24 protein-coding genes and 1 riboswitch are annotated in these 23,926 nt (G+C 45.6%); of the genes, 22 read left to right on the forward strand and 2 right to left on the reverse strand.

What is annotated here, in order from left to right:
* Positions 1–85 precede the first annotated feature (85 nt).
* The 5 genes from CSX02_RS12260 (at position 86) to CSX02_RS12275 (ending at position 2,805) form a co-directional block, all read left to right on the forward strand.
* Positions 86–589, forward strand: a complete 504-nt coding sequence (locus CSX02_RS12260; protein WP_099386886.1) for a class I SAM-dependent methyltransferase — start codon at positions 86–88, stop codon at positions 587–589.
* A gap of 29 nt (positions 590–618) precedes the next feature.
* Positions 619–1,137, forward strand: a complete 519-nt coding sequence (locus CSX02_RS12265; protein WP_189281571.1) for a GNAT family N-acetyltransferase — start codon at positions 619–621, stop codon at positions 1,135–1,137.
* 134 nt (positions 1,138–1,271) lie between these two features.
* Positions 1,272–1,718, forward strand: coding sequence for a DUF4256 domain-containing protein (locus CSX02_RS12270; RefSeq protein WP_099386888.1), 447 nt, complete (start codon positions 1,272–1,274; stop codon positions 1,716–1,718).
* Positions 1,719–1,724: 6 nt separating this feature from the next.
* Complete coding sequence (locus CSX02_RS13825; protein ID WP_207653791.1) at positions 1,725–1,862, forward strand: hypothetical protein; 138 nt, start codon at positions 1,725–1,727, stop codon at positions 1,860–1,862.
* Positions 1,852–2,805: an amidohydrolase family protein gene (locus tag CSX02_RS12275; protein WP_189281573.1), complete on the forward strand. Its 954-nt coding sequence runs from the start codon at positions 1,852–1,854 to the stop codon at positions 2,803–2,805. Before CSX02_RS13825 ends, CSX02_RS12275 begins: the two co-directional genes overlap by 11 nt.
* Positions 2,806–2,883: 78 nt before the next feature.
* Here CSX02_RS12275 and CSX02_RS12280 read toward each other — a convergent pair whose 3' ends face one another.
* On the reverse strand, positions 2,884–3,588 hold the full coding sequence (locus CSX02_RS12280) for an EAL domain-containing protein (protein ID WP_099386890.1): 705 nt from the start codon (positions 3,586–3,588) through the stop codon (positions 2,884–2,886).
* Positions 3,589–3,980: 392 nt separating this feature from the next.
* Here CSX02_RS12280 and CSX02_RS12285 point away from each other — a divergent pair, with 392 nt between their 5' ends.
* The 9 genes from CSX02_RS12285 (at position 3,981) to CSX02_RS12325 (ending at position 12,025) form a co-directional block, all read left to right on the forward strand.
* On the forward strand, positions 3,981–4,256 hold the full coding sequence (locus CSX02_RS12285; RefSeq protein ID WP_099386891.1) for a hypothetical protein: 276 nt from the start codon (positions 3,981–3,983) through the stop codon (positions 4,254–4,256).
* Positions 4,257–4,890: 634 nt separating this feature from the next.
* Positions 4,891–5,679, forward strand: a complete 789-nt coding sequence (locus CSX02_RS12290; RefSeq protein WP_099386892.1) for a hypothetical protein — start codon at positions 4,891–4,893, stop codon at positions 5,677–5,679.
* A 122-nt stretch (positions 5,680–5,801) separates the two neighbouring features.
* Positions 5,802–6,167, forward strand: coding sequence for a BlaI/MecI/CopY family transcriptional regulator (locus tag CSX02_RS12295; protein WP_099386893.1), 366 nt, complete (start codon positions 5,802–5,804; stop codon positions 6,165–6,167).
* A 2-nt stretch (positions 6,168–6,169) separates the two neighbouring features.
* Entirely contained in the window at positions 6,170–7,525 is a 1,356-nt protein-coding gene (locus CSX02_RS12300) for a M56 family metallopeptidase (protein ID WP_099386894.1), read from the forward strand.
* 181 nt (positions 7,526–7,706) lie between these two features.
* Positions 7,707–8,567, forward strand: coding sequence for a PfkB family carbohydrate kinase (locus tag CSX02_RS12305; RefSeq protein ID WP_099386895.1), 861 nt, complete (start codon positions 7,707–7,709; stop codon positions 8,565–8,567).
* Entirely contained in the window at positions 8,539–9,075 is a 537-nt protein-coding gene (locus CSX02_RS12310) for a TIGR04002 family protein (RefSeq protein WP_330399565.1), read from the forward strand. Before CSX02_RS12305 ends, CSX02_RS12310 begins: the two co-directional genes overlap by 29 nt.
* Before the next feature lie 17 nt (positions 9,076–9,092).
* A complete protein-coding gene (locus CSX02_RS12315; protein WP_099386896.1) occupies positions 9,093–9,689 on the forward strand; it encodes a TatD family nuclease-associated radical SAM protein in 597 nt (198 codons plus the stop codon).
* A 67-nt stretch (positions 9,690–9,756) separates the two neighbouring features.
* Positions 9,757–10,935 (forward strand): MFS transporter, encoded by a 1,179-nt coding sequence (locus tag CSX02_RS12320; RefSeq protein WP_099386897.1) that lies wholly within the window; start codon positions 9,757–9,759, stop codon positions 10,933–10,935.
* 52 nt (positions 10,936–10,987) lie between these two features.
* Complete coding sequence (locus tag CSX02_RS12325; protein ID WP_031543600.1) at positions 10,988–12,025, forward strand: glycoside hydrolase family 5 protein; 1,038 nt, start codon at positions 10,988–10,990, stop codon at positions 12,023–12,025.
* 37 nt (positions 12,026–12,062) lie between these two features.
* Here CSX02_RS12325 and CSX02_RS12330 read toward each other — a convergent pair whose 3' ends face one another.
* A complete protein-coding gene (locus CSX02_RS12330; RefSeq protein ID WP_099386898.1) occupies positions 12,063–13,070 on the reverse strand; it encodes a helix-turn-helix domain-containing protein in 1,008 nt (335 codons plus the stop codon).
* Positions 13,071–13,513: 443 nt separating this feature from the next.
* Here CSX02_RS12330 and nadA point away from each other — a divergent pair, with 443 nt between their 5' ends.
* The 8 genes from nadA to thiC all read left to right on the forward strand — a co-directional run bounded on the left by nadA (position 13,514) and on the right by thiC (position 23,783).
* The gene (nadA, locus tag CSX02_RS12335) at positions 13,514–14,422 is read left to right on the forward strand and encodes a quinolinate synthase NadA (RefSeq protein WP_099386899.1); all 909 of its coding nucleotides are present in this window, start codon (positions 13,514–13,516) and stop codon (positions 14,420–14,422) included.
* Between the two features lie 25 nt (positions 14,423–14,447).
* Positions 14,448–15,602, forward strand: a complete 1,155-nt coding sequence (locus CSX02_RS12340; protein WP_099386900.1) for an L-aspartate oxidase — start codon at positions 14,448–14,450, stop codon at positions 15,600–15,602.
* Positions 15,599–16,456: a carboxylating nicotinate-nucleotide diphosphorylase gene (nadC, locus tag CSX02_RS12345; protein WP_099386901.1), complete on the forward strand. Its 858-nt coding sequence runs from the start codon at positions 15,599–15,601 to the stop codon at positions 16,454–16,456. Before CSX02_RS12340 ends, nadC begins: the two co-directional genes overlap by 4 nt.
* Positions 16,457–17,206: 750 nt before the next feature.
* Entirely contained in the window at positions 17,207–19,348 is a 2,142-nt protein-coding gene (locus CSX02_RS12350) for a glycoside hydrolase family 3 protein (RefSeq protein ID WP_099386902.1), read from the forward strand.
* Between the two features lie 699 nt (positions 19,349–20,047).
* Positions 20,048–20,815: an alpha/beta hydrolase gene (locus CSX02_RS12355; protein WP_242970488.1), complete on the forward strand. Its 768-nt coding sequence runs from the start codon at positions 20,048–20,050 to the stop codon at positions 20,813–20,815.
* A gap of 30 nt (positions 20,816–20,845) precedes the next feature.
* Positions 20,846–20,952: riboswitch (TPP riboswitch) on the forward strand.
* Positions 20,953–21,010: 58 nt separating this feature from the next.
* Positions 21,011–21,649: a thiamine phosphate synthase gene (gene thiE, locus CSX02_RS12360; RefSeq protein WP_099386903.1), complete on the forward strand. Its 639-nt coding sequence runs from the start codon at positions 21,011–21,013 to the stop codon at positions 21,647–21,649.
* Positions 21,646–22,452: a bifunctional hydroxymethylpyrimidine kinase/phosphomethylpyrimidine kinase gene (thiD, locus tag CSX02_RS12365; protein ID WP_099386904.1), complete on the forward strand. Its 807-nt coding sequence runs from the start codon at positions 21,646–21,648 to the stop codon at positions 22,450–22,452. The genes thiE and thiD overlap by 4 nt, the downstream gene beginning before the upstream one ends.
* Before the next feature lie 26 nt (positions 22,453–22,478).
* Positions 22,479–23,783 (forward strand): phosphomethylpyrimidine synthase ThiC, encoded by a 1,305-nt coding sequence (thiC, locus tag CSX02_RS12370; protein ID WP_031543609.1) that lies wholly within the window; start codon positions 22,479–22,481, stop codon positions 23,781–23,783.
* Positions 23,784–23,926: the final 143 nt, after the last annotated feature.

Here is a 23,926-nt window from a genome sequence, read left to right on the forward strand (position 1 = left end):
TCTTTATACTATTGATCATTAAGACCTTATCAAACCATAAAAGTTTGGTAAGGTCTATTTTTATATCAGGAGGGAAAAAGATGGAGTGATTGATATAGCTTGCGGAACCGGAGCTGTTTTGCTTTACCTTGCGCAGCATGGGATATTTGCGGATGGTACGGATCTGTCGGAGGCAATGTGCCGGGCTGCACTCATTAATATTCGTGAGAACCTGGTGGATGGCGGAATGCTGACCTTTAATACATTTGATCCGCACCCGGTCTTCCAGGCACAGCAGATGAATACAAAAGACACGGACTATTCTCTGAGACTGGAATATACGAACAAAGAAGGCATGCGTGAGAGACTATATAATGCTATTTCCTATGATCCATATACGCAGATCATGAGCGGAAATTGGAAGTTTGAAACGCTGGACGATAACGGAGCAGTAATCGGAGAAAGGGTTCGCCCTTTGAAAATGCGTCAGACTTATCGGCAGGAAATGCGGTATCTGCTGGAACTGACAGGATTTGAGATAGTAAACGTTTATGGCGGATACAACAAAGAGTCCGGAGAAGGTTCGGCGAAAATGTTATTTGGTGCGTAAGAAAAAAATAAGGTGAGGAGTTGATGATCATGGAAAGAAAAATCGAAACGGAGAGACTTATCTTAAGAACAGTAACCGTGGATGATGCAGAGGCAATTTTTAAGTGGGCTGCTGATCCTGATGTAAATAAATACCTGATATATCCGCTGCATAAGGACATTAATGTTACCAGGGAATGGCTTAAAAGCAGAGATATAGACGGTAAGGACGAGTTTGATCTTGGATTTGTGCTCAAGGAGACAGGAGAACTTATAGGGCAAGGTGGCTTATTTTACCATGGTGATCTGGATGCCTGGTCGATTGGTTATAATCTGAGAAAAGACTACTGGGGACAGGGACTGGTACCTGAAGCCATACAGGCAATCATCGACTATGTGGATAAAGAAAAGGGTGTTCGTGCCATTGTGGGTGAGTTTGCAAAAGAAAACAGTAAGAGCAGGCGCGTAATGGAGAAGCTTGGAATGACCTATTGGAAAGACGGGCAGTATTCCAAATTTGACGGAAGCGTTACTTTTGAGGCTTGCTGGTACAAAAAGGAGTACAGATAAATGGGAACATTAATTCGAAGGGCTATGAATGACATCGCATTCTTACCCCGAAAGGATGTTTAAATCCTGAATGGAAACAGGTTTAATTGGTGATAGAAATAGACTAAGACAAATCGCGGATTGGAGGGGAAACCATGTTAGAAATTTTAAAAGCGAGGTTTCAGGATAATAAGAATCTTCATATGGAACTGAGTTGGCCTGATGTGGAGAAACGTTTGCTTGAGCATCCGGACTCCGTGGACGTTTTGAGAAGGATGGAGGAGAGCGGCGGAGAACCGGATACCATCGGCTATGACGAAAAGGCATTACAGGGGCGTGCTAAAAACCCGCCGTCAGGCAGCGCCGAAAGGAAAGCAAAAGAAATCGGCGTTTTGATCATGACGGAGGAACTCTATCGCCGACTGCAAAGTCTCGGGGAATTTGATTTGAAAACGTCAAGTTGGATCACTACTCCGGATGATATTCGCGACAAGGGCGGTGCATTGTTCTGCGAACGACGTTACGGAACGGTTTTCACATTTCATAACGGGGCGGATTCGTACTATTCCGTGCGCGGGTTCAGAGGTTATACTCTTATATAAATTCAAGTGAACGAGGGCATGCTTTTGGAAAATATGGTTGCTCAGAATTTGAGAGCGAACGGACGTCGTGCCTATTACTACAAGGAAACAAGTAAAGATACCAAAAAGACTGTAATGGAAATAGATGGTGATTATGGCAGCTAGTTTATTTGCTGAAGGACTAATTGAGAATAATATAAACAAACTTTTGAAGGCTCCTAAGAGTGATCTTCATAACCATTCAACTAAGGGATGCAGGCTTAAGTGGGTTGAAGAGCAAACGGGTCATTCTTTTCCCGCCCCTCCGGAAACCTTTGATGGTCTTGAGGGTATGCATAAATGGTTCACTACCTATGTCAAACCCTTTTGCTCAGGAGAGGAAGGCATAGTCTTTAGATGGGAGGGGGCGTTTGCTGAAGCAGGGCGCAACAATATTAAAAGGCTTGCAATGAATTTCGGGGCTACGGAGATTGAACTTGTAGGAGGAATTGATAAATTCAGGGAACTGATTCAGGGTTTTCACATGAAATACTGCCTGGAAACAGTTTTTGAACCGGAACTTACCTATATATCAGCGTGCGATATCGATTCTGCGACAGATTCAATTGATGAGTATATAAAGACCGGATTCTTTAAGTCACTCGATGTCTGCGGCGGCGAGAATATTCGACCATTTGAAGCTTTTATTCCCCTGTATCGAAAAGCTGAACATTACGGTCTTACTAAGATAATACATGTTGGTGAGTCGGGATCTGCAGATGATGTGAGAAAAGCAGTTGAAGTGCTGGGACTTGATGAAGTTCATCACGGGATTGGCGCTGCCACATCAAAAGATACCATGCGATTTTTGGCGGATAATCACATACAGCTCAATGTTTGTCCCTCGAGCAATGTGATGCTTCGCTATGCCAAAGATTATGAGCATCATCCAATAAAGACGCTGGTTGAAAATGGCGTTGAGGTGACAATCAATACCGATGATCTTCTGATTTTCAATAGCTCTATAGAGAATGAATATCTCAAGCTTTACAAGGCAGGAACTTTATCGGTGGAGCAGTTGGAAGAAATAAGACTCAGGGGATTGAACGGGAAAAGGGAACTACTGTGAAGATATATTGCAGTAAAACTCGCTATGGAGGGTGAAGTGTATGAGGAGTATAGAAAAGTATAAGAAATACTTTACCCTTTACGATGGTCTTTTCAAATAGTACCCTTGAAAAAAATCTGCTCCTAATTCCTTCATTGTTTCAAACTCGCCTTCGGTCTCGATTCCTTCGGCGACCACGCTTATTTTTCTTGCATGAAATGTATCAATTATTTCGCGCAATTGTTCCTGTCTGTACGTATCTTTATCAATATCAGTCAGTAATGTCCGATCTATCTTTACAATATCAGGGTTAGCAGCATCGATCACATCAAAATTATTAATGCCTGTACCAAAATCATCTATGGCAATCAGGTTATTATTAATATCTGCATATTTTCTTTTTATCTGCGCAATTTCAACTGATAAATAAGGGTATTCCAGTGACTCCAAAATCATTGCATTCTTTTGTCCGCCATAGTATGAAATAAAAGCATCAACTTCCTCTTTACTAAAACATTCACTGGGAAATGTATTAATCGATAAGTATTCCTTATATCCCCTGATAAAATATGCTTGAGTTGCACCAAATAAAGTAGCAACCTCTAATACATGTAATTTGTCCTGCTTTTCATATTCCGCTATAAGTTCAGTTACATCCATATCGTGGGGCCTCATAAGTGCTTCCCACGCGTAGACAGTCTTTCCATCTGGGTAAAATATGGGCTGAAAGACATAATCTATTTTCAATTCATTTAAAGCAGCTAAGATATCTTTGGATAATGGTAGATCATCATAATAAATCATAATATTTCCTTGCCTTTACAGTTGACATATTTTTCGCCACTCCTACAACAATATAGTATCATTATAAGACCAATAAATAAATGTATTATAGATAAATAATTGATAAAACGGAAAATAAGAAATCAGCCGCATACAGTAGCCCTGAGCTTTCTACCGTACGCAGCAGGTAAATAGCAACTTGAAGGAGAAATGCCTAAAATACGGCATTTTCACTTCATTAATAGTTCTCAAAGAGATAATCAATCTGCATTGCAGATGCTTGTTTCTTTGGAAAAGTTCAAAGATCTATTACCGGATGCCTATATGGCTTCCGGTTTTCTATTTAATTCGTTCCTATTAGGAATTAAAAATTTTACTTTATGAGCCTATGAAGTTCTACTCAGGTGAGTCGATTGGCTTGTACTTGGCTTATTTTTTGGCATATGTTTCTAAATTGCATGACTGAAAACCCGGAAATGCTCTGTTTGAGTCAACCAAAGCAGGCCAAAGGGTTGACCTCTACCCAAGAAATGTTCAATATGAGTCAACCAGCGTTGGCCGAGGAGTTGACCTCAAACCAAGAAATGTCCAATATGAGTCAACCAAAGCTGGCTGAAGAGTTGACCTCAAACCAAGAATTGTTCAATATGAGTCAACCAAAGCTGGCCGAAGAGTTGACCTCAACCTAAGAATTATCCAATATGAGTCAACTAACGATAAAGTGGGGCTTGACTTCAAAACAAGTATTCTGCTAATATAAGTCAACCAGTTATGGTTCAGGGCATGACCCAAATCAAAAAATATACAATATGAGTCAACCAGCGCAGCTCGAAGAGTTGACCTCAAACCAAGTATTCTACTAATTGAGTCATATGTAGATGAAAAAGGATATGACTTAATCTCGAAATTGTCATATTTGAATCAATCAAGATTTCTCGGATAAAGTACTTTTCAACAAATTAAATGTTTTCAATAGAAGAGAACAGTTTCTATCACTGAAAAGAATTATAATAAAAGCTATTCAAAAACAATTTCCATAAAATGATTTCAATAAAACGATTCTAATTAAAGACCTTCCAACAAAAGACCTTCCAACAAAAGACCTTCCAACAAAGGGCTTTTATTCAAGTCTCGCTCGCGAGACTTGGCGCGAGATTTGCGTCAGCGTAGCTGACATATTTCATATGCAAATCTCTGCGCATCCTCGCGGAGCGTTTATCTCAGTCGGAGATTGTAACCCCGACTGAGATAAACAACTCTCAAAAACCAAGCATAAATAATTGCTGTTTCATAGATAACAAAATAGAAAAGGGGGACAAATATTTGTATGGATTAAGAGAATTGCTCTTAAAAGAGCAAAAACATCTGCAAAGTATCATAACAAAGGTAAAGAATGATATGATTGCGACACCGGAAGGGCGCCTTCGAATATCGGTAGATCATGGTGTCGCCAGATACTATCAGTGTATAGATGACAGGAATGGTGAATACATCCCAAGAGATAATGTGCAGCTTCCTCGTCAGCTGGCGCAGAAAGCATATAATGAAGCTGTACTTAAGAACGCAAATGCAAGGGCTAGGCATATTGCTGCAATTCTTAAAGATTATAATGATGATGAGATTGAGCAACTATTTATGTCGTTACATCCGGAAAGGCAAAAACTAATTACTCCTGTAGAACCAACATTCAGCCAATTGCAAGAACGATGGTATTCAGAAGCGTATGAAGGAAAAACATTCAAGGAAGGAACCCCTTTAATTCTTACGGAGAAGGGAGAACGCGTGCGCTCGAAGTCAGAGAAAATCCTTGCAGATTACTTTTACAGAAACAACATTCTGTACCAGTATGAAAAGCCCTTAAAACTTGTTGGATATGGAACGGTTTACCCAGACTTTACATTTCTTTCGAGAAGATTGCAAAGAGAGATTTATTGGGAGCACGAAGGAATGATGGATAAAGCTGATTATGCCATTACAGCAATCAAAAAACTCAATAGTTATCAAATGAACGGGATTATGCCGGGGGAACGCTTGATTCTTACATTTGAGACCGAACAGTATGTTCTGAATTCAAAGATTGTAGGTGAATTGGTGGATCGATATTTAAGATAAGTTAAGAATGATGTAAAAGATGACGGCTCAAAATAATCGGAAAAAAATCTTGACAGAGGTGGTTTATTCGGATAAACTAAAAATGTAGTTTATCTGAGTAAACCAAAAGGAGGGAGGCAAATATGAAAGATTTTGAACTCGGGGCAATACAGGAGCGCTTTGCTGATATCGTGTGGGAGCATGAGCCGATTGCCTCAGGAGAACTGGCAAAAATATGTGAAAAGCAGTTGAACTGGAAAAAGCCGACAAGTTATACCGTACTTCGAAAACTCTGTGAAAAAGGACTGCTGCAAAACCGGGATGGTGTAGTAACTTCTCTGGTTTCGCGTGAGGAATTTTATTCGACCAAAAGTGAGCATATAATTGAAGATTCCTATCAGGGATCTCTCCCTTCATTTATCGCAGCATTTATATCAAAGAAAGGGATATCGGCTGAAGAAGCTGATGAAATTCAAAAAATGATAGATGCGTTTAAGCGGGAGGTGTGATTATGAGCGCTGTTTTTCTTAAAATAATGAATATGAGTATTACCGCAGGCTGGCTGATTCTGACGGTTATCCTTGGCAGACTGCTCCTGAAAAGAGCGCCGAAATGGATCCGGTGCATTCTGTGGGGAATGGTAGCAATCCGGCTGATCTGCCCAGTTTCCTTTGGAAGTATTTTCAGTCTGATTCCAAGCCGTGAAACAATTCCGGAAAATATTGCTGCCCAGCAGGAACCTGCCATCAATTCGGGAATTGCCATTGTCAATGACATGATCAATCCGGTGATTGCAGAGTCGTTTACAAAAGCTTCTGCGGACAGTACAAATTCGCTTCAAAGCGTGGTCCCGGTTGCAGCAACCGTATGGATTTGCGGGACTGTTATCATGCTGGCATATGCGCTCATTAGCTTCATAAAGCTCAAGAAAGAGGTTTCTGTATGCGTGCCTGTCGGAAAATGTATTTTATCATGTGATGAAGTCAAATCGCCGTTTATTCTGGGCGTGCTCCGCCCTACAATCTATGTGCCGTCTTCGGTGTGCGAAGAGACGCTTGACCTTATGATTTGCCACGAAAAAGCCCATTTACAGCACCATGATCATCTGTGGAAGCCTCTGGCGTATCTGTTGCTTGCTGTTTACTGGTTCAATCCGCTTTGCTGGATTGCATATATCTTGTTTGGCCGCGATCTTGAAATGGCCTGTGATGAGAGAGTTGTCCAAAATATGGATAAGGCTGAATTGGTGGCATACTCACAGGCGCTTCTGGACTGCAGCCTCCTGAGACGAAAAATTGCAGTCTGTCCGCTGGGGTTTGGCGAAGTGGGGGTGAAAGAAAGAGTGAAAGGTGTTTTGAATTACAAGAAGCCTGCATTTCTTGTCATCCTGTGTGCAATTATTTTTTGTATTGTCGCGGGAGTTTGTCTGATGACAGATCCGTTTTCACGGAAAGAAAACACTGCCGCCCAAACGGACGAAATCGATGTGGCATCATTAAGAAAAAAATACCCGGAGTACTTTGACCTGAGCACAGGCAAAGGGCTGGAACTCTATGTCTGGGAGATGGCACAGGGAGATTATTGTTGCAGCTTAATGAGTGGGACGAATCGAGACAAGGATTTTGAGGAACTAATCAGTCTAAAAGGCGCTTCCATTGGAGAGATGAAAGCAATCCTCTCAACATATGATATTGATGAGGATGAAATCATCATTATTCCATGGCAAAATCCTGTTTCCAGTTATTTGCCGAAGTGGGCGATTCAAAAAGATGGGGAAAGTTACAATACATTTGAGAATCGCCAACATGAATTTTGTGACAAAATTCGACAGATGCTTCGCTTAGAGGAAGGGGGCTTATCCGACTGAGATAAAAAATTTGCAAGACATTCCGGATGGACATCGCGTCCATCCGGGGTGTCTTTTTTTTTGCGGGAATAGAAAGATTTCAATCTGGTTATAAAAAAATCATTCAAACTGGACATTATGATATAATCAAAAAAGTGATATAGTGCTATCTAAATGAAAAACATAGGAGATTGATAGGATTATGAGAGTTGCAGCAATTAATGATTTGTCCGGTTTGGGAAACTGCTCTCTGCTTGCAGATATCGGTGTCATGTCTGCGATGGGGATTGATGTTTGTCCGGTTCCGACCGCGGTATTGACAGCGCAGACCGGTTTCCCGAGCTATCATATGCAGGACACGGGGGATATGGTCAAACATAGTGCCAAAGAGTGGTCCGGGATGGGAATTGACTTTGACGGGATTTTGACAGGGTATATCCCATATGACGCGATTGCGGATGACATCTATGCGTTTGTGCAGACTTTTCGCAAAGACAATACACTGATTTTGATTGACCCGGTGATGGGAGATGATGGACTGTGCTATTCGAACTATACCCCACAGATGCTGGAAAAAATAAAAAAGCTTGTGGCACTTGCGGATATCATCACGCCAAATCTGACAGAGTTGTGCCTTTTGGCAGGAGTGGATGCAAAGCAACTGATCGCACAAATTAAGAGCGAAAAAGACTTGCAGAAAGTTGCATCGCTGTGTGACCGGGTTCGGGGAAATGCCGGACAGACAGTTGTCGTAACCGGAATGTCCGTTGGAACGGAACGTATCTATAATCTTGTAAGTACTGCGGGGGCGTATGAATGCATTGCCTGTAGCAGCAATGGCGAAAGCTATTCGGGAACGGGCGATTTGTTTGCGGCATCCCTGATGGCAAATGTGCTGAATGGAAAGCCGGTGAACGAAGCTGTGCGTACAACGGTTCATTTTCTCGGAAGAGCGATTGCGCAGACAAAACAGTCTGACAGAAATTTTGGAGTCAATTTTGAGGCAGTATTGAATGAAGAGGTAGGAGGAACAAATGGAAAAACAAGTGGAAAGAACAAGTGAAAATACGATGGCATCAAGAACCAGACTGCTGGCATACACAGGCATTTTTGCGGCACTGACTGTGGTATTTACCGCATATCTGTTTCATATTCCTGTGGGAATGAACGGTGGATATATTCATTTTGGAGATACCCTGATTTATCTGGCAGCGACATTGTTGCCATTGCCCTATGCGCTCGCGGTTGGAGCCTTGGGCGGTGGAATCGCTGATTTGCTGACTGCCCCAATGTGGGCAATTGCGACGGTAATCATCAAGATGTTGATTGTGCTTCCGTTTTCAAGTAAGGGGACGAATGTTTTGAACAGGCGCAATATTGTTGCACCGATTCTGTCATTTTTTATTTCAGCGACAGGATATTATCTGGCCGAGATGATTCTGTTTGGCAGCAGGGCAGCATTGCTTACCGCATTTTCGGGTTCTTTGGTGCAGTCGGGAGGAAGCGCGGTACTCTTTTATATACTGGCTGCTGCGTTTCAGTCTTCGGGCTTGAAAAAAAGAATGTTTTAGTCTGGGAGGAGAAAATTATGGCAGAAATTTTGTACAAATATAAAGATTCGGTATATGCGAATATTACCAATAAATGTAATTGCCGATGCACCTTTTGCATCCGCTTTTTGAAAGATGGAATCGGAGATACCGATACCTTGTGGCATCAGGAGAATCCGAGCAAGGAAGAAGTGCTTGCAGCAATTCGCAATTATGATTTTACAGGACATGACGAACTGGTTTTCTGTGGATACGGAGAGCCGACCTGCGCACTGGATATTTTGCTTGCGGCAGCAAAGGTGGCAAAGGAAGAAAAGGGCTTAAAAACACGGCTGAATACCAACGGCCTTGGCTGTGAGGAAAATCACGGAAATATTGTACCGCAGCTGGCAGAGGTGATTGACAGTGTATCCATCAGTTTGAATGCGCCGAATGCGCAGGCTTATGAAAAAGTGACCAGACCACTGGTGCCATCTGCATTTGACAAGATGGTGGAATTTGCAAAACTGTGCAGAGATGCCATCAAAGAAGTAAAATGGTCCATCGTGGATGTACTGCCGGAGAATCAGATTGAGGAATGCAGACAATTGTCGGAAGACACCGGAATCCCTCTTCGCATTCGTCATTTCAGTTGAGAAAGCGGATACATTTAGCTATAATGGATGCTGATATGCAAATATGATTCGTAATTGGAGAAAAAATATGTATTCGTTATTGCTGGCAGTAATTTATCTGATTTTTATCAGTCTGGGATTGCCGGATTCGCTTTTGGGATCCGGCTGGCCGAAGATGCAAATTGCATTTTCTGTGCCGTCTTCTTATGCTGGATATGTATCCATGGTGATCTCGTTTATGACGATTATCTCCGCATTGCTCAGCCCGAGAGTGATTCGAAAAGTACATACCAAATGGATTGTGATATGCTCGATATTTTTGACAATCCTTGGTCTGATCGGATTCTCATTCGCAGGGAGCTATGCGGTTTTATTTGTGTTTGCGGTACCGTACGGACTGGGCGCAGGCGCCATTGACGCTGCAGTGAATCATTATGTGGCCAATCATTTTTCGTCATCTGTGATGAACTTTCTGCACTGTTTTTACGGGGTGGGAGCAGTCATCAGTCCAAACATTATGGCGATTGCGCTTCGACATGCGGGATGGAACGAAGGATATCGTTGGACTGCATATCTGCAGATTGCGATTTTGATGGTAGTCATCGTTTCTTTGCCATTGTGGGATAAGCATGAGCAGGAGAGCAAGTTGCAGACCGTGGACTCCGTGGGAATTCGTGAGACCATTCACGTCCGCGGTGTGATTCCGACGCTGATTGCATTCTTTGCCTATTGTGCGGGAGAGGCGACCTGCTTCCTGTGGACATCAAGTTATTTTAAGGGAACGAAAACGGGACTTTCTGATGCAACAATTGCATCATTTGGATCGCTGATATTCGGAGGACTGATGTTTGGACGCCTGATTTCAGGCTTTTGCTCGAATCGACTGGGAGACAGGATGCTGATTCGCATCGGCATCGCGGTAGAGCTGGTCGGCATCGTATTGGTGATGCTTCCACTGTCGGCTTATCAGGTTGCAGCAGTCGGATTTGTGATCATCGGAACCGGAATGGGACCGGTGTATCCGGCCATTCAGCATATGGCGCCGGAAAAATTCGGCAGAGAATACAGTGCGGCGGTGATTGGCTTGCAGATGGCATCCGCTTATATGGGAAGCACCTTTATGCCGATGGTGTTTGGCAATCTGCAACATTATATTGGGATTGGCGTGATGCCGATGTATCTTTTGATCTTTGCAATATTAAATATCGGATTGCTGGAATATTCCTATAGATATTGCAAAAGCACGAACGGGTTCGATATAATCTAATTGTTTGAATCAATATTGGACTGATACGAGGATAAAGGAGGGCATCGACAACATGAAGCAGCTGGAAGGATTTATGAAAGGCGTCAATCTTGGAGGATGGATATCACAATTTGACCGATATGATAAAGAACATTTTGATACCTTTATTACGGAAGAAGACATTGACAGTATCGCATCTTTAGGATTTGACCATGTTCGTATTCCAATCGACTATGTATTGCTGGAAGAAGAGGACGGCACACCAAAAGAAGATGGTTTTTATTACCTCGAGAATTGTCGTAAATGGTGTGAAAAGAATCATTTGAATGTTTTGATTGACCTGCATGAGTGCTATGGTTATTCATTTGATCCGTTGAAGAAAGATATGGATCGTGCGAAATTCTTTTACGATGACGCATTGCAAAATAGATTTATGAATTTATGGAAGCGCATTGCAACCCGCTTTGCACAATACCCGGATCAGGTGGCATTTGAGCCGCTGAATGAGGTGGTCTTGCATGAGGTTGCGGATGCATGGAATGAGATTGCCGGACGCTTTATCCATATGGTGCGAGAGATTTGCCCGAACCATGTATTGGTGGTCGGCGGAGTGGCATATAACAATGTCATGAGTGTTCCGCTTCTGAACCTGCCGGTGGATGAGAAAGTGGTATATAATTTCCATTGCTATGAGCCGATGGTATTCTCACATCAGGGTGCCTACTGGGTAGAAAACATGCCGCTTGATTTTCGCATCGGTTATCCAAAGACACTTGCGGAATATCGCAAAGCAGGCGATGAGCTCGCAGCTGATTTGGCCGGTGCCGTATATCAGGAGGGCATTCGCGAGATCGGAGAAGAATTCTTCGAAGACATCTTTGCTCCTGCAATCGAGAAGGCACAAAAAGATGGCGTATGCCTCTATTGCGGAGAGTATGGTGTCATTGACCAGGCAGATCCGGAGGATCGCCTGCGCTGGATGAAAGATATCCATGCGGTATTTGAACGATATGGAATCGGACATGCGCTCTGGAATTATAAACAAAAGGACTTCGGCCTCGTCGATGAGAGCTTTGCAACCATTCGTGATCGCTTTATCGAAATCGTATAGACAAAACGGATAGAAAAATGCAAAAAAGAAGAGCTTTTTAAGGCTCTTCTTTTTTGGTGCCGCAGATTGCTTCTGCGATTGCATGTACTACTGCAAATAAGATTCCGGCAACCGGCCAGATAATCCAGGTATAATGCCATGCATTGGTTGCAAAACTTACACCGAGATAAATGGCAACAGTGAGCAGCCAATAGATTTTGGTAACCGGTTCGAGTTTTTGTGTCTGCATTTTCTTTGACGGGGCAAAATCGCCGTCCTGTAACAAAACCATGCATGCGCCGTGGATCCCACATACCGCAATAAAAAGATATACGCCAAGCGCAACGAGGAAAAGAAGCAGTGCAACCAGGCAAACCAATACATAATCAGGTACATTCATCAACGCACTCAGAATCAATGGAACCGGGCTGAAGATGCATAAAAGAAGGCCACTGATCAAAGCGACATGATTGCGATGTTCCTGCTGTGCTTTCACAGCCTTTACCATTCCATCGACACCATAGGCTGTTTCAAATGTTTCTTTTTGCAGATAATCATAACGCTCCAGACGGAGTCCCTGCTGAATGAACAGCGCAACGGCGATTCCAATCTGTACAAACAAAAAGAAAAGTCCGATTGCGATAGCCGGCTCTTCCCGCAGACCAAACATCCGGGATTCCGAAAGCGCACACATAATCAACAGAATCGCCGGGCAGGTGATACAAAGAAAGACACCGATACCAATCTTTGGCAGACACTGCTCATTGGTTATTAAATAATCGGAAGCTTCTTCCATTGATACAATTCTCTTTTCTGCAGTTTCATAGGTGTGATCATTCTCATAAGTGATTTCCCGTTCGTCCGGTTCAATTTCATCTTTTAAGAGATAATCTGTTGAAACCTGAAACAGTTCAGCCATCTTCAAAATCTTTTGCAGATCAGGAATGCTTTGGGCACCTTCCCATTTCGAAACCGACTGTCTCGATACACCGAGCATATCGGCGAGTTCTTCCTGCGACCATCCGTTCTTTTTTCTCTCATAAATAATTTTGTCTGCTAAAATCATAATTTATTCCCTTTCTCTGTGGCGGTATGTTTTTGCTATGAACACACCTTACCATTTTGCGTGGTTGCACACCATAAAGTTGCCTTTTCAATTTGTCAACCGGTGGTTGCAACCCGCGAAAATACAGGCTTCCCACAAAAATATTTCATTCCATATTATAAAGGTAATCGAGGGCTGACACAACCGCAAATTCCGGAGCGTTTATCTCAGTCGGGGTTACAATCTCCGACTGAGATAAATGCTCCGCGAGGATGCGCAGAGATTTGCATATGAAATATGTCAGCTACGCTGACGCAAATCTCGCGCCAAGTCTCGCGAGCGAGACTTGATTTTACCGCCGCGGCTGGCTCGGGTTTTTCTAGTGTCTTGTCACAAGAGTTGACATGTGTTATACTCGTAGTCAACGTGAAATCGGTGAGAAAGAAGCACAAAGGAGAGTTGCGATGTCTACGATTGTAGAGGAAATTGAACAGTTAAAGAGAGAGAAAGATGCGGTGATTCTGGCACATTATTATGTGGACGATGATGTGCAGGCCATAGCAGATTATATCGGAGACAGTTATTATCTGGCAAAAGTGGCCGTGAAATTGAAAGAGCGCACAATTGTATTTGCCGGTGTGAAATTTATGGGAGAATCGGCAAAAATTCTGAATCCGGAAAAGACGGTTCTGATGCCGGACGAAAATGCGGATTGTCCTATGGCGCACATGGCACAGATTGCAAGAATTGAGGAAGTGCGTAGGGAATATGATGATGTGGCAGTGGTCTGCTATATTAATTCAACGGCGGAATTGAAGATGCATTCGGATGTATGCGTGACTTCCGCAAATGCGATGAAGATTGTAAAAGCATTGCCGAATAAACACATTTTCTTTATCCCGGATGAGAATCTCGGCAGATATATTGCATCGAAAGTGCCGGAGAAAGAATTTATCTTTAATGATGGATATTGTCATGTACACAAAGCGGTGACCGCAGATGTGGTGCGCCGTGCAAAGGAAATGCATCCGGAGGCCGAAGTATTGATTCATCCGGAATGCACATTAGAGGTGTTAGCGCTTGCCGATTATATCGGAAGCACTTCGGGCATTATCGATTATGCGACGAAGTCGGATAACAAAGAATTTATTATCTCGACAGAACTTGGCGTGCTCTATCAGCTGAAGCAGCAGAATCCGGATAAGACTTTTTATTCGGCTGGGGCTGTACAGATTTGCCCGAATATGAAGCGCGTGACATTGGAAAAGATTCGCAACTGCCTGCGTGACGGAAGCGGTGAGGTGGAAGTGAGTGACGAAACGAGAGAGAAGTCACTGATTCCATTGCAAAGAATGTTGGAGCTCGCACAATAGCTCTTCAAAAGGATGGTGCAATCAGATGGAACAAAAATATGATGTCATAATTGTCGGGACAGGCGCAGCCGGCTTGTTTTGCGCCCTGAGTCTGCCACGGAACAAAAAAATATTATGTATTTCAAAGGATGCGCTGGATGGAAGCGACAGCTTCCTTGCACAGGGCGGAATCTGCATGCTGCGCGATGAGTCAGACTATGATTCTTATTTCGAAGATACCATGCGCGCGGGACACTATGAAAACCGCAAAGAATCCGTGGAAATCATGATCAGAAGTTCGCAACAGATTATCCGCGATCTGGTCGGATACGGTGTGGAATTTGAACAGACAAACGGTGAATTTTTGTTTACGCGTGAGGGCGCTCATTCCAACAATCGCATTCTCTTTCATGCGGATGTGACAGGACGCGAGATTACAAGCAAATTGCTGGCGCGAGTACAGGAATTGGACAATGTCACCCTGATGGCGCACACCACGATGGTGGAGCTGGCACTGGCGCTCTATCATGATGTCCGCCTGGAGAATTGTGATTATGTCCAGATTCATCCGACGACTTTATTCACGAGACAAAACGGACGCAGTTTTTTGATTTCCGAATCGGTACGCGGAGAAGGTGCAGTACTGCGTGACAAGGACGGCAACCGTTTTACGGATGAACTGCAACCACGCGATGTGGTCAGTGCAGCCATCTATGCAAAGATGAAGGAACAGGGAACGGAACATGTGTGGCTTGATTTTTCTCCGATTCCAAAGGAGGAAATTCTCAATCATTTTCCGAATATCTATAAGCACTGTGTTGAGGCTGGCTACGATCCGCTGACCGACTGGGTTCCGGTGGTTCCGGCACAGCATTACTTTATGGGCGGTATTTATGTGGACAAGGACAGTCGCACGACGATGAAGCATCTCTATGCAGTCGGTGAGACCAGCTGCAACGGTGTCCATGGACGCAACCGTCTGGCCAGCAATTCATTGCTGGAGAGCCTTGTGTTTGCAAAGCGTGCCGCAAATGATATCGCAGCACAGAACAATTTTGAAAAGGCAGAACATTTTGAAGATTTGGTAAATATTGACGGCTACGAAGATCTGCCGTCAATCATGGAATATTACCATGCAATGGTAGTGAGCGAAATCAAAAAAGAGGCAAGATTACGCGCACAGAAGGAGGCAACAGCATGAACCGGATTACAATGAAATTAAACGCAGATGAACTGATTATGATGGCACTAAGAGAGGACATTTCCAGTGAGGATGTGACCACGAATTCCGTGATGCCGGAGGCAACACCGGGAGAAGTCGATTTGATCTGCAAGCAGGATGGCATCATCTGCGGAATGGAAGTTTATAAGCGTGTCTTTGAACTGCTCGATGAAAAGACAGAGGTGGAAGCATATGTAAAAGACGGCGATGCCGTCAAAGCGGGACAGCTTATGGCAAAGGTAAAAGGAGATATTCGTGTCCTCTTATCCGGAGAGCGTGTAGCACTCAACTATCTGCAGCGTATGAGCGGAATCGCAAGCTATACCCATGAAGTCGTACAGCTTCTGTCAGGTAGCAAAACAGTATTGCTTGATACCAGAAAGACTACGCCGAATATGCGCATCTTTGAAAAATATGCAGTAACCTGTGGCGGGGGACAAAACCATCGATACAATCTTTCTGACGGAATCCTCCTGAAAGACAATCACATCGGTGCGGCAGGTTCCATCACAAAGGCCATCGAAATGGCAAAGGCTTATGCGCCATTCGTGCGCAAAATCGAGATCGAAACAGAAACACTTGACCAGGTGCGCGAAGCGGTAGAGGCCGGCGCCGACATTATCATGCTCGACAACATGGATGTTGATACCATGAAGGAAGCTGTTCGCATCATCGACGGCCGCGCCCAGACCGAGTGCTCCGGCAATGTCACCCGCGAGAACATCCACAACATCATCGCAAGCGGAGTGGATTTCGTCTCCAGTGGAGCGCTGACGCACTCTGCCCCAATCCTTGACATTTCCATGAAAAACCTGCACGCTGTTCACGCATAGCAGCCCTTTTTGCAGACACAGGCCAGGCCGCCCCGAGCCGTCATTGCCATTCATATTCTGATTTGTTTCATGCATCCTCGCACCATGGCCCGGTAAGTGCTTCACAGTTTTGCGAATATTTCAGGTTTTCAATATGCAAAAGGCGAGCATCACACATGTGTCTTTTGATGAATGAACCATTTGTAATTTATTGATATTATGTACTCCTCATCTAAGGGATACCTGGGTTCAGACTCCGTTTGCCAAGTGAAATAACAAAATGAGTTTTGTGTTTATAGGCACCATGCATTACGCAACGTCGTGTTGCAATCGCATTTGCGCCGCCTTCCGTGGCGGCGCATGCCTATAAACATCAAAACTCATTTTTATTTCACTAGGCTCACTTCGATTCACCCGGGTATCCCTTAGATGAGAAGTACATATACGAAAGTTTTGGGTGTCCGCCAACCATAAAACTTTTTTCAAAATTGTACAGGCATTCAAAAGACATATGTCAATCAGGATGCGAGCTTTTGCATATATGAAAACCAAAATATTCTTGCAAAGTGAAGAACTTACCGGGGCACGGGGGAGGATGTTAGGCAATAACATAAACTGTGAATGGTAACGACGGCTCGGGTGTGGCCTGTTCTGTGTGGAAAAGTTCGCACTGCAGGGAAGAATCATCGCAAGTATTCGGTAGAATCGGGGTCTGTTTTTTCATATAATGGAACGACAAAAATGAGGTCGGCTAGAAAGGATGGACGGCATATGAGCGAAGCGACGAGACAGCGTGCCAAGGAGCTTGTGGCGCAGATGACGCTAGAGGAAAAGATGGGGCAGATGCTGCATCACGCTCCGGCGATTGAACGGCTGGGGATTTCGAAATATTGCTGGTGGAATGAGGCTTTGCATGGCGTGGCAAGAGCCGGGGATGCGACAATGTTTCCGCAGGCGATTGCGCTTGGAGCAACCTTTGATGAGGAATTGCTGCACGAGATTGCAGATGTGACAGCAACCGAGGGGCGCGCGAAATACAATGCATTTGTGAAGCACGGCGATCATGATATTTACAAGGGGCTGACTTACTGGGCTCCGAATATTAATATTTTCAGGGATCCGAGATGGGGCAGAGGCCATGAAACCTATGGCGAGGATCCGTATCTGACGGGACAGCTGGGCATGGCATTTGTCAAGGGCCTGCAGGGAGATGATCCGGATGAGCCAAAGGCAGCGGCATGCGCGAAGCACTTTGCGGTACATTCGGGACCGGAGGCTGACCGCCATCATTTTGATGCAAAAGTATCTAAGCAGGATCTGTATGATACCTATCTGTATGCATTTAAGCGGCTGGTGAAAGACGCAAAGGTCGAAGCGGTTATGGGTGCCTACAACCGTGTGAACGGCGAGCCTGCATGCGGAAGCAAGACTTTGCTGAAGGACATTTTGCGTCGCGACTGGGGATTCGAAGGCCATGTGGTTTCCGATTGCTGGGCCATCAGAGATTTCCATGAGAATCATAAGGTGACAGGCTGTGAAGTGGAATCAGCAGCGATGGCAGTCAATAACGGATGTGATCTGAACTGCGGCTGCGTATTTGAAAAACTGATTTACGCATACAAGGCGGGACTGGTCAAAGAGGAGACGATTGATGCCGCTGTGGAGCGACTGATGGATCTGCGCTTGCGTCTGGGTACGCTGGCGGAGCGCGGAAGCAAATATGACACGATTCCGTATGATGTGGTCGAATGTAAAGAACATATTGATCTGGCGGTGGATGCGGCAAAACGCAGTATGGTTTTGCTCAAAAATGACGGTATTCTGCCGCTTTCCGTGGATTCGTTGAAAACCATTGCCGTCATCGGTCCGAATTCCAATTCGCGTGCGGCTTTGACCGGCAATTACGAAGGCATTTCTTCCGAATATATTACGACACTTGAAGGAATCAAAGCATATGTGGGAGACGATGTGCGCGTTTATCATGCGGACGGTACACATTTGTGGAAAGACCGTATGCATGTACTGAGCGAGGCACGCGATGATTTTGCGGAAGCAATGACGGTTGCAGAACTTGCGGATGTGGTCGTGATGTGTCTTGGACTGGATGCCACCATTGAGGGAGAGGAAGGCGATGCCGGCAATGAATTCGGCAGCGGAGACAAGAAAGGCCTGTCTCTTCCGGGATTGCAGCAGGAATTGCTTGAGACGATCACCGCAATCGGAAAGCCGGTTGTATTGGTGGTTCAGGCCGGATCTGCACTGGATCTGACATGGGCACAGGAACATGTATCGGCAATCCTTGACTGCTGGTATCCGGGTGCGCGCGGTGGCCGCGCCATCGCACAGGTACTGTTTGGCGAGGATACCCCAAGCGGTAAGCTGCCAATCACATTTTATCGGAGCGATCGGGATTTGCCTGCATTTTCGGACTATGCGATGCAAGGCAGAACATATCGTTATTTTGAAGGAGAACCGCTGTATCCGTTCGGATATGGATTGAGTTATAATACAATCACCTATCAGGATGCAAAAGTGGATCGCACGCAGGCGGCAATCGGAGATACGGTGACTGTGACGGCCACGGTGACCAATCATGGCAGATATGCACAGCATGAGGCGGTACAGCTTTATGTGAAAGATCTCGAAGCGTCGACGCGGGTCCCAATCCGCAGTCTGCGCAAGGTGAACAATGTTTATCTGATGCCGGGCGAGACAAAAGAAATCAGCATTACGCTGACGGAGAGAGATTTTGCAATCATCGATGAAAAAGGAAAGTGCATCGTAGAACCGGGTGCATTCCGGATTTCTATCGGCGGTCAGCAACCAGATGCCAGAAGTACAGCATTGACGGGGCAGACCTGTGCATACTTCGAAATCACATTGACCGGAGCCTGCAAAGAAACAGAATATTAACTCAGTCGGAGTACAAGCTCCGCGAGCGAGTCTTGACTCTGCAGATGAAAAAAGCCCGTGGATCTCCACGGGCTTTGTCTTCATGCCCCACGCCCCCCGTCCCGGCTCCCTTTACCCCCGCTCTTCACACGATAGGCATGGAAGCTTGGATTCGCTCAAGGCGTACGCTGCTTCAAGAGGTTGTACTTTCACCGATTTTGCACTTCGACAAACTGTCTTTTCATCGCAAACACCCGAAAGTCCTGATTCCTTTCCTGGTTCATATAGACCGGTGAAGGAACATCATTGGGAACGCGCTTAGTAAAACAGAAGCCGCTTTTGCGAAGCACTCGATACGAGCCGCCACGGACGGTGGCGAGAGCCGATGGCGTCCCGGATGGACGCTCTGAGGCGGTATCGAGTACTCAAAAGCGGCTTCGTTGTTTTACTTAGCAAATGGACAGTGTTCCGAACCGGTCTATATGGGACAGGAAAGCGATTTGAAACACTTCAAGGTGTTTGCGCCGAAAAGACAGTGCGGAAGAAGTGCAAATAGTTGAAAGAACAACCTCAATCAAAGAAGCGGCGTACGCCTTCGTTGCGAATCCTGCTTCCCAATGCCGTGTGTGAAGAGCGGGGGTAAAGGAAGCCGGGAACGGGGGCTGGGCATTGCATGAGTAAGAATGCATTGGTAAAATAGGAGAGAGATGATTGGAAAGGATGATGATGATGGAAGAAATGGAATTGTGGGATGACGGGATTCGGCTGCATGTCAAAATTGATTTTCCGAAGGCGGAGGCTGCAGGCGGAAAGTATCCGATGTGCATTGTGTTGCATGGGTTTACGGGAGATATGGAAGAACGGCATATCGTAGCGGTGCAGGAGGCCATGAACGAAATCGGGATGGCAACATTGCGTGTGGAACTGTACGGACATGGCAGCAGCGGCGGAGAATTCCGCAATCATAATTTGTATAAGTGGCTGAATAATGTGATGACGGTGATTGATTATGCGAAAACGCGCGAGGACGTCTCGGACCTGTATTTGTGCGGCCATTCGCAGGGCGGACTGACCGCAATGCTGGCGGCGGCGATGGAGCGAGAAGTAATCAAGGCGCTGATTCCGCTTTCCCCGGCGATTGTCATTACGGATCGCGCAAAACATGGAGAACTGCTCGGGTTGCAATTTGACAATGAGCATATTCCGGACGAGGTGGAATCCTGGGACGGCAGGAAGCTCAGCGGCAATTATCTGCGCGTGGCACGCACTATTGATGTGGATGCGGCAATTGCACAATACAGTGGACCGGTTTTGATTGTTCACGGAGATGAGGATGAGGCAGTTCCGGTTACTTATGGCATTGAGGCCGCAAAAAAATACGCAAATGCGACATTGAAACTGATTGCGCATGACAATCATTGTTATGATTATCATCTTGACCAGGTGACGGCTGCTGTAAAAGAATTTTTACAGCAAGAATTAGGTTGACATTCGTCATGCGTTGGCGTATATTTTCTATGGAAAAAACAGGGGAGCTTGTCCGGCAGGCTGAGAGGAAGTAATCAAACTTCGACCCTTTACCTGATACGGATAATGCCGTCGTAGGAAGTCATTACACTGAGATTTTTTGCAGGAAGCATCGTAACAGGTGCTTCCTGTTTTTTGCGTTTAGGGAGGCAAAAAATGAAATGTCAAAAAAAGTATATGCAATTGTACGCCGTAACCGATCGCGCCTGGGCGAAGGAACAGAGTCTGTATGAGCAGGTTGAGGCGGCATTGAAAGGCGGCGTTACCGCTGTGCAGTTGCGGGAAAAACATTTGTCGGAGGAGGAATATATCAAAGAAGCCTGCGAGATGAAAAAACTGTGCGCAAAGTATGGAGTTCCGCTTTTTATCAATGACAATGTCAAAGTCGCGCTTGCCTGTCATGCGGATGGCATCCATGTGGGGCAGAATGATATGGATCCGGAGGAAGTCAGAGCTCTTGTCGGAGACGATATGATGATCGGCGTCTCTGCACATTCGGTGGAGGAGGCGCAGGAAGCAGTTCGAAAAGGTGCGGACTGTCTGGGGGTTGGCGCGGCATTTGCCACTTTAACCAAGAGTGATGCGAAGGTTCTGCCGCCGGATATGCTGCAGGCAATCAGTAAGAGTGTGGATGTCCCGATTGTAGCCATCGGCGGCATCAATCGGGACAATTTGCCGCAGCTTGCGGGAACAGGCATTTCGGGAGTCGCACTTGTCAGTGCTATTTTTGCGGCCAAAGAGATTGAACAGGAGACACGCGCGCTGTTTCAAATGACGGAGGAATTGTTTGGATGAAAACTGCATTGACGATCGCCGGAAGCGATGCAAGCGGCGGCGCAGGAATTCAGGCCGATCTGAAAACCATGATGGCGCAAAGAGTCTATGGCATGAGCGCAATCACCGCGCTGACAGCGCAAAATACCATGGGAATACGGGCAATCGAAGCGGTTACTCCGGAATTCCTGGCAGCACAGATTGATGCGGTATTTGAGGATATTCGACCGGATGCAGTCAAAATCGGTATGGTATTTACCTCTGCAAATGCAGCTGTGATTGCAGAGCGCCTGCGTTATTATGAAGCCTCTAATATTGTAATCGATCCCGTGATGATATCATCATCCGGCACACGGCTGCTGGAGGAGGATACCATTCAAATCTGCAAAAAGCAATTGTTTCCGCTCGCAACCGTACTGACTCCGAACCTGCCGGAAGCGCAGGCACTGAGTGGAATCCGGCTGGAAGATCTGTCACCGGAAGAGACGGATACTGCGATTGCGAAAGCAGCAGAACAGTTGTCACAGGAATACGGATGTGCCATTTTGGTTAAGGGTGGCCACAGCAGCCGGGGGGCGGATGATTATCTGTACCAAAACGGGCGGGGCATATGTATCAATGGCACACGCATCGACAATCCCAATACGCATGGTACCGGCTGTACCCTGTCATCGGCCATTGCCTCAAATCTGGCAAAGCAGGAATCGCTGGAGGATGCTGTGCGCGATGCCAAAACTTATATGAATCTGATTCTGTCGGCAAATTTGAATCTGGGTGCGGGCCCGGGGCCGATGGATCATGGATTTGCCATGAAAACTCAATAACATTAATGATACAGGAGAATGAAAAAATGAGAGATTACAGCACACAAATGGAAGCCGCCAAGCGCGGAATTATTACACCGGAGATGAAAATCGTTGCACAAAAGGAATACCGCAGCGAGCAGGAAATCTGTGAACTGGTGGCGAAAGGACAGGTGGCAATCTGTGCCAATAAATTGCATACCAGTCTCGATCCAAATGGTGTCGGCTCCATGTTGCGCACCAAGATCAATGTCAACCTCGGTGTTTCACGCGACTGCAAGGATTATGATATTGAAATGAAAAAAGTCATGGCAGCAGTCGATATGGGAGCAGAAGCCATCATGGATCTGTCTTCCCACGGCAATACGCAGCCATTCCGTCAGAAGCTGATCAAGGAATGCCCGGCTATGATTGGAACCGTTCCGGTTTACGACAGCGTCATTCATTATCAGAGAGATCTTGCAACCCTGACCGCACAGGATTTCATTGATGTGGTACGTCTGCATGCACAGGATGGTGTGGATTTTGTGACACTCCATTGCGGAATTACGCGCAAGACCATCGAGCAGATTCGCAAACATAAGCGCAAAATGAATATCGTATCACGCGGTGGATCCCTTGTATTTGCATGGATGAGCATGACAGGAAATGAGAATCCGTTTTATGAATATTTTGATGAAATCCTCGACATCTGCCGTGAATATGATGTGACCGTATCTCTCGGAGACGCTTGTCGTCCGGGATGTCTGGCTGATGCAAGCGATGTCTGCCAGATAGAAGAACTTGTACGCCTTGGCGAACTGACCAAGCGCGCATGGGCAAAAGATGTGCAGGTGATGGTCGAAGGACCGGGCCATATGCCGATGGACCAGATTGAAGCCAATATGAAGATTCAGCAGACAATCTGCATGGGTGCACCGTTCTATGTACTTGGACCACTCGTCACCGATATCGCACCGGGCTATGATCATATCACCTCCGCAATCGGCGGTGCCATCGCAGCATCAGCCGGCGCAGCCTTTCTGTGCTATGTGACACCGGCAGAACATCTGGCGCTTCCGAATGTCGAGGATGTCAAACAGGGAATCATCGCATCCCGCATTGCAGCGCATGCTGCCGATATTGCAAAGAAAATCCCGCATGCGCGTGATATTGATGACCGCATGGCAGATGCACGTCGGGAATTCGACTGGGAAACCCAGTGGGAGTGCTCCATTGATCCGCAGACGGCACGCGCAATCCGCGACAGCCGTGCCCCGGAACATGACGACACATGCTCCATGTGCGGCAAATTCTGTGCTGTCCGCAGCATGAACAAAGCACTTGCCGGCGAATATATCGACATTTTATAGTCCAAAATATTCCGCAAAGTGAAGGGGTTACCGGGGCATAGGGGCGAGGCGGTCAAACTGTGAAAGGTAACGAAATGGGCATGAAGGGCTAGGCATAAGGTACCGAAAAGGGTATAATGCTGATATGGACATGTATTAGTAAA

The sequence above is a fragment of the Agathobacter ruminis genome (assembly GCF_002735305.1).
Classification (GTDB): domain Bacteria; phylum Bacillota; class Clostridia; order Lachnospirales; family Lachnospiraceae; genus Roseburia; species Roseburia ruminis.

What these genes read in the sequence shown, in the direction of transcription:
- CSX02_RS12265 (WP_189281571.1), top strand. Translation starts at nt 619, where the DNA reads ATGGAAAGAAAAATCGAAACGGAGAGACTTATCTTAAGAACAGTAACC.
- CSX02_RS12270 (WP_099386888.1), top strand. Translation starts at nt 1,272, where the DNA reads ATGTTAGAAATTTTAAAAGCGAGGTTTCAGGATAATAAGAATCTTCAT.
- CSX02_RS12275 (WP_189281573.1), top strand. Translation starts at nt 1,852, where the DNA reads ATGGCAGCTAGTTTATTTGCTGAAGGACTAATTGAGAATAATATAAAC.
- CSX02_RS12280 (WP_099386890.1), bottom strand. Translation starts at nt 3,588, where the DNA reads ATGATTTATTATGATGATCTACCATTATCCAAAGATATCTTAGCTGCT.
- CSX02_RS12295 (WP_099386893.1), top strand. Translation starts at nt 5,802, where the DNA reads ATGAAAGATTTTGAACTCGGGGCAATACAGGAGCGCTTTGCTGATATC.
- CSX02_RS12300 (WP_099386894.1), top strand. Translation starts at nt 6,170, where the DNA reads ATGAGCGCTGTTTTTCTTAAAATAATGAATATGAGTATTACCGCAGGC.
- CSX02_RS12305 (WP_099386895.1), top strand. Translation starts at nt 7,707, where the DNA reads ATGAGAGTTGCAGCAATTAATGATTTGTCCGGTTTGGGAAACTGCTCT.
- CSX02_RS12310 (WP_330399565.1), top strand. Translation starts at nt 8,539, where the DNA reads ATGGAAAAACAAGTGGAAAGAACAAGTGAAAATACGATGGCATCAAGA.
- CSX02_RS12315 (WP_099386896.1), top strand. Translation starts at nt 9,093, where the DNA reads ATGGCAGAAATTTTGTACAAATATAAAGATTCGGTATATGCGAATATT.
- CSX02_RS12320 (WP_099386897.1), top strand. Translation starts at nt 9,757, where the DNA reads ATGTATTCGTTATTGCTGGCAGTAATTTATCTGATTTTTATCAGTCTG.
- CSX02_RS12325 (WP_031543600.1), top strand. Translation starts at nt 10,988, where the DNA reads ATGAAGCAGCTGGAAGGATTTATGAAAGGCGTCAATCTTGGAGGATGG.
- CSX02_RS12330 (WP_099386898.1), bottom strand. Translation starts at nt 13,070, where the DNA reads ATGATTTTAGCAGACAAAATTATTTATGAGAGAAAAAAGAACGGATGG.
- nadA (WP_099386899.1), top strand. Translation starts at nt 13,514, where the DNA reads ATGTCTACGATTGTAGAGGAAATTGAACAGTTAAAGAGAGAGAAAGAT.
- CSX02_RS12340 (WP_099386900.1), top strand. Translation starts at nt 14,448, where the DNA reads ATGGAACAAAAATATGATGTCATAATTGTCGGGACAGGCGCAGCCGGC.
- nadC (WP_099386901.1), top strand. Translation starts at nt 15,599, where the DNA reads ATGAACCGGATTACAATGAAATTAAACGCAGATGAACTGATTATGATG.
- CSX02_RS12350 (WP_099386902.1), top strand. Translation starts at nt 17,207, where the DNA reads ATGAGCGAAGCGACGAGACAGCGTGCCAAGGAGCTTGTGGCGCAGATG.
- CSX02_RS12355 (WP_242970488.1), top strand. Translation starts at nt 20,048, where the DNA reads ATGATGATGATGGAAGAAATGGAATTGTGGGATGACGGGATTCGGCTG.
- thiE (WP_099386903.1), top strand. Translation starts at nt 21,011, where the DNA reads ATGAAATGTCAAAAAAAGTATATGCAATTGTACGCCGTAACCGATCGC.
- thiD (WP_099386904.1), top strand. Translation starts at nt 21,646, where the DNA reads ATGAAAACTGCATTGACGATCGCCGGAAGCGATGCAAGCGGCGGCGCA.
- thiC (WP_031543609.1), top strand. Translation starts at nt 22,479, where the DNA reads ATGAGAGATTACAGCACACAAATGGAAGCCGCCAAGCGCGGAATTATT.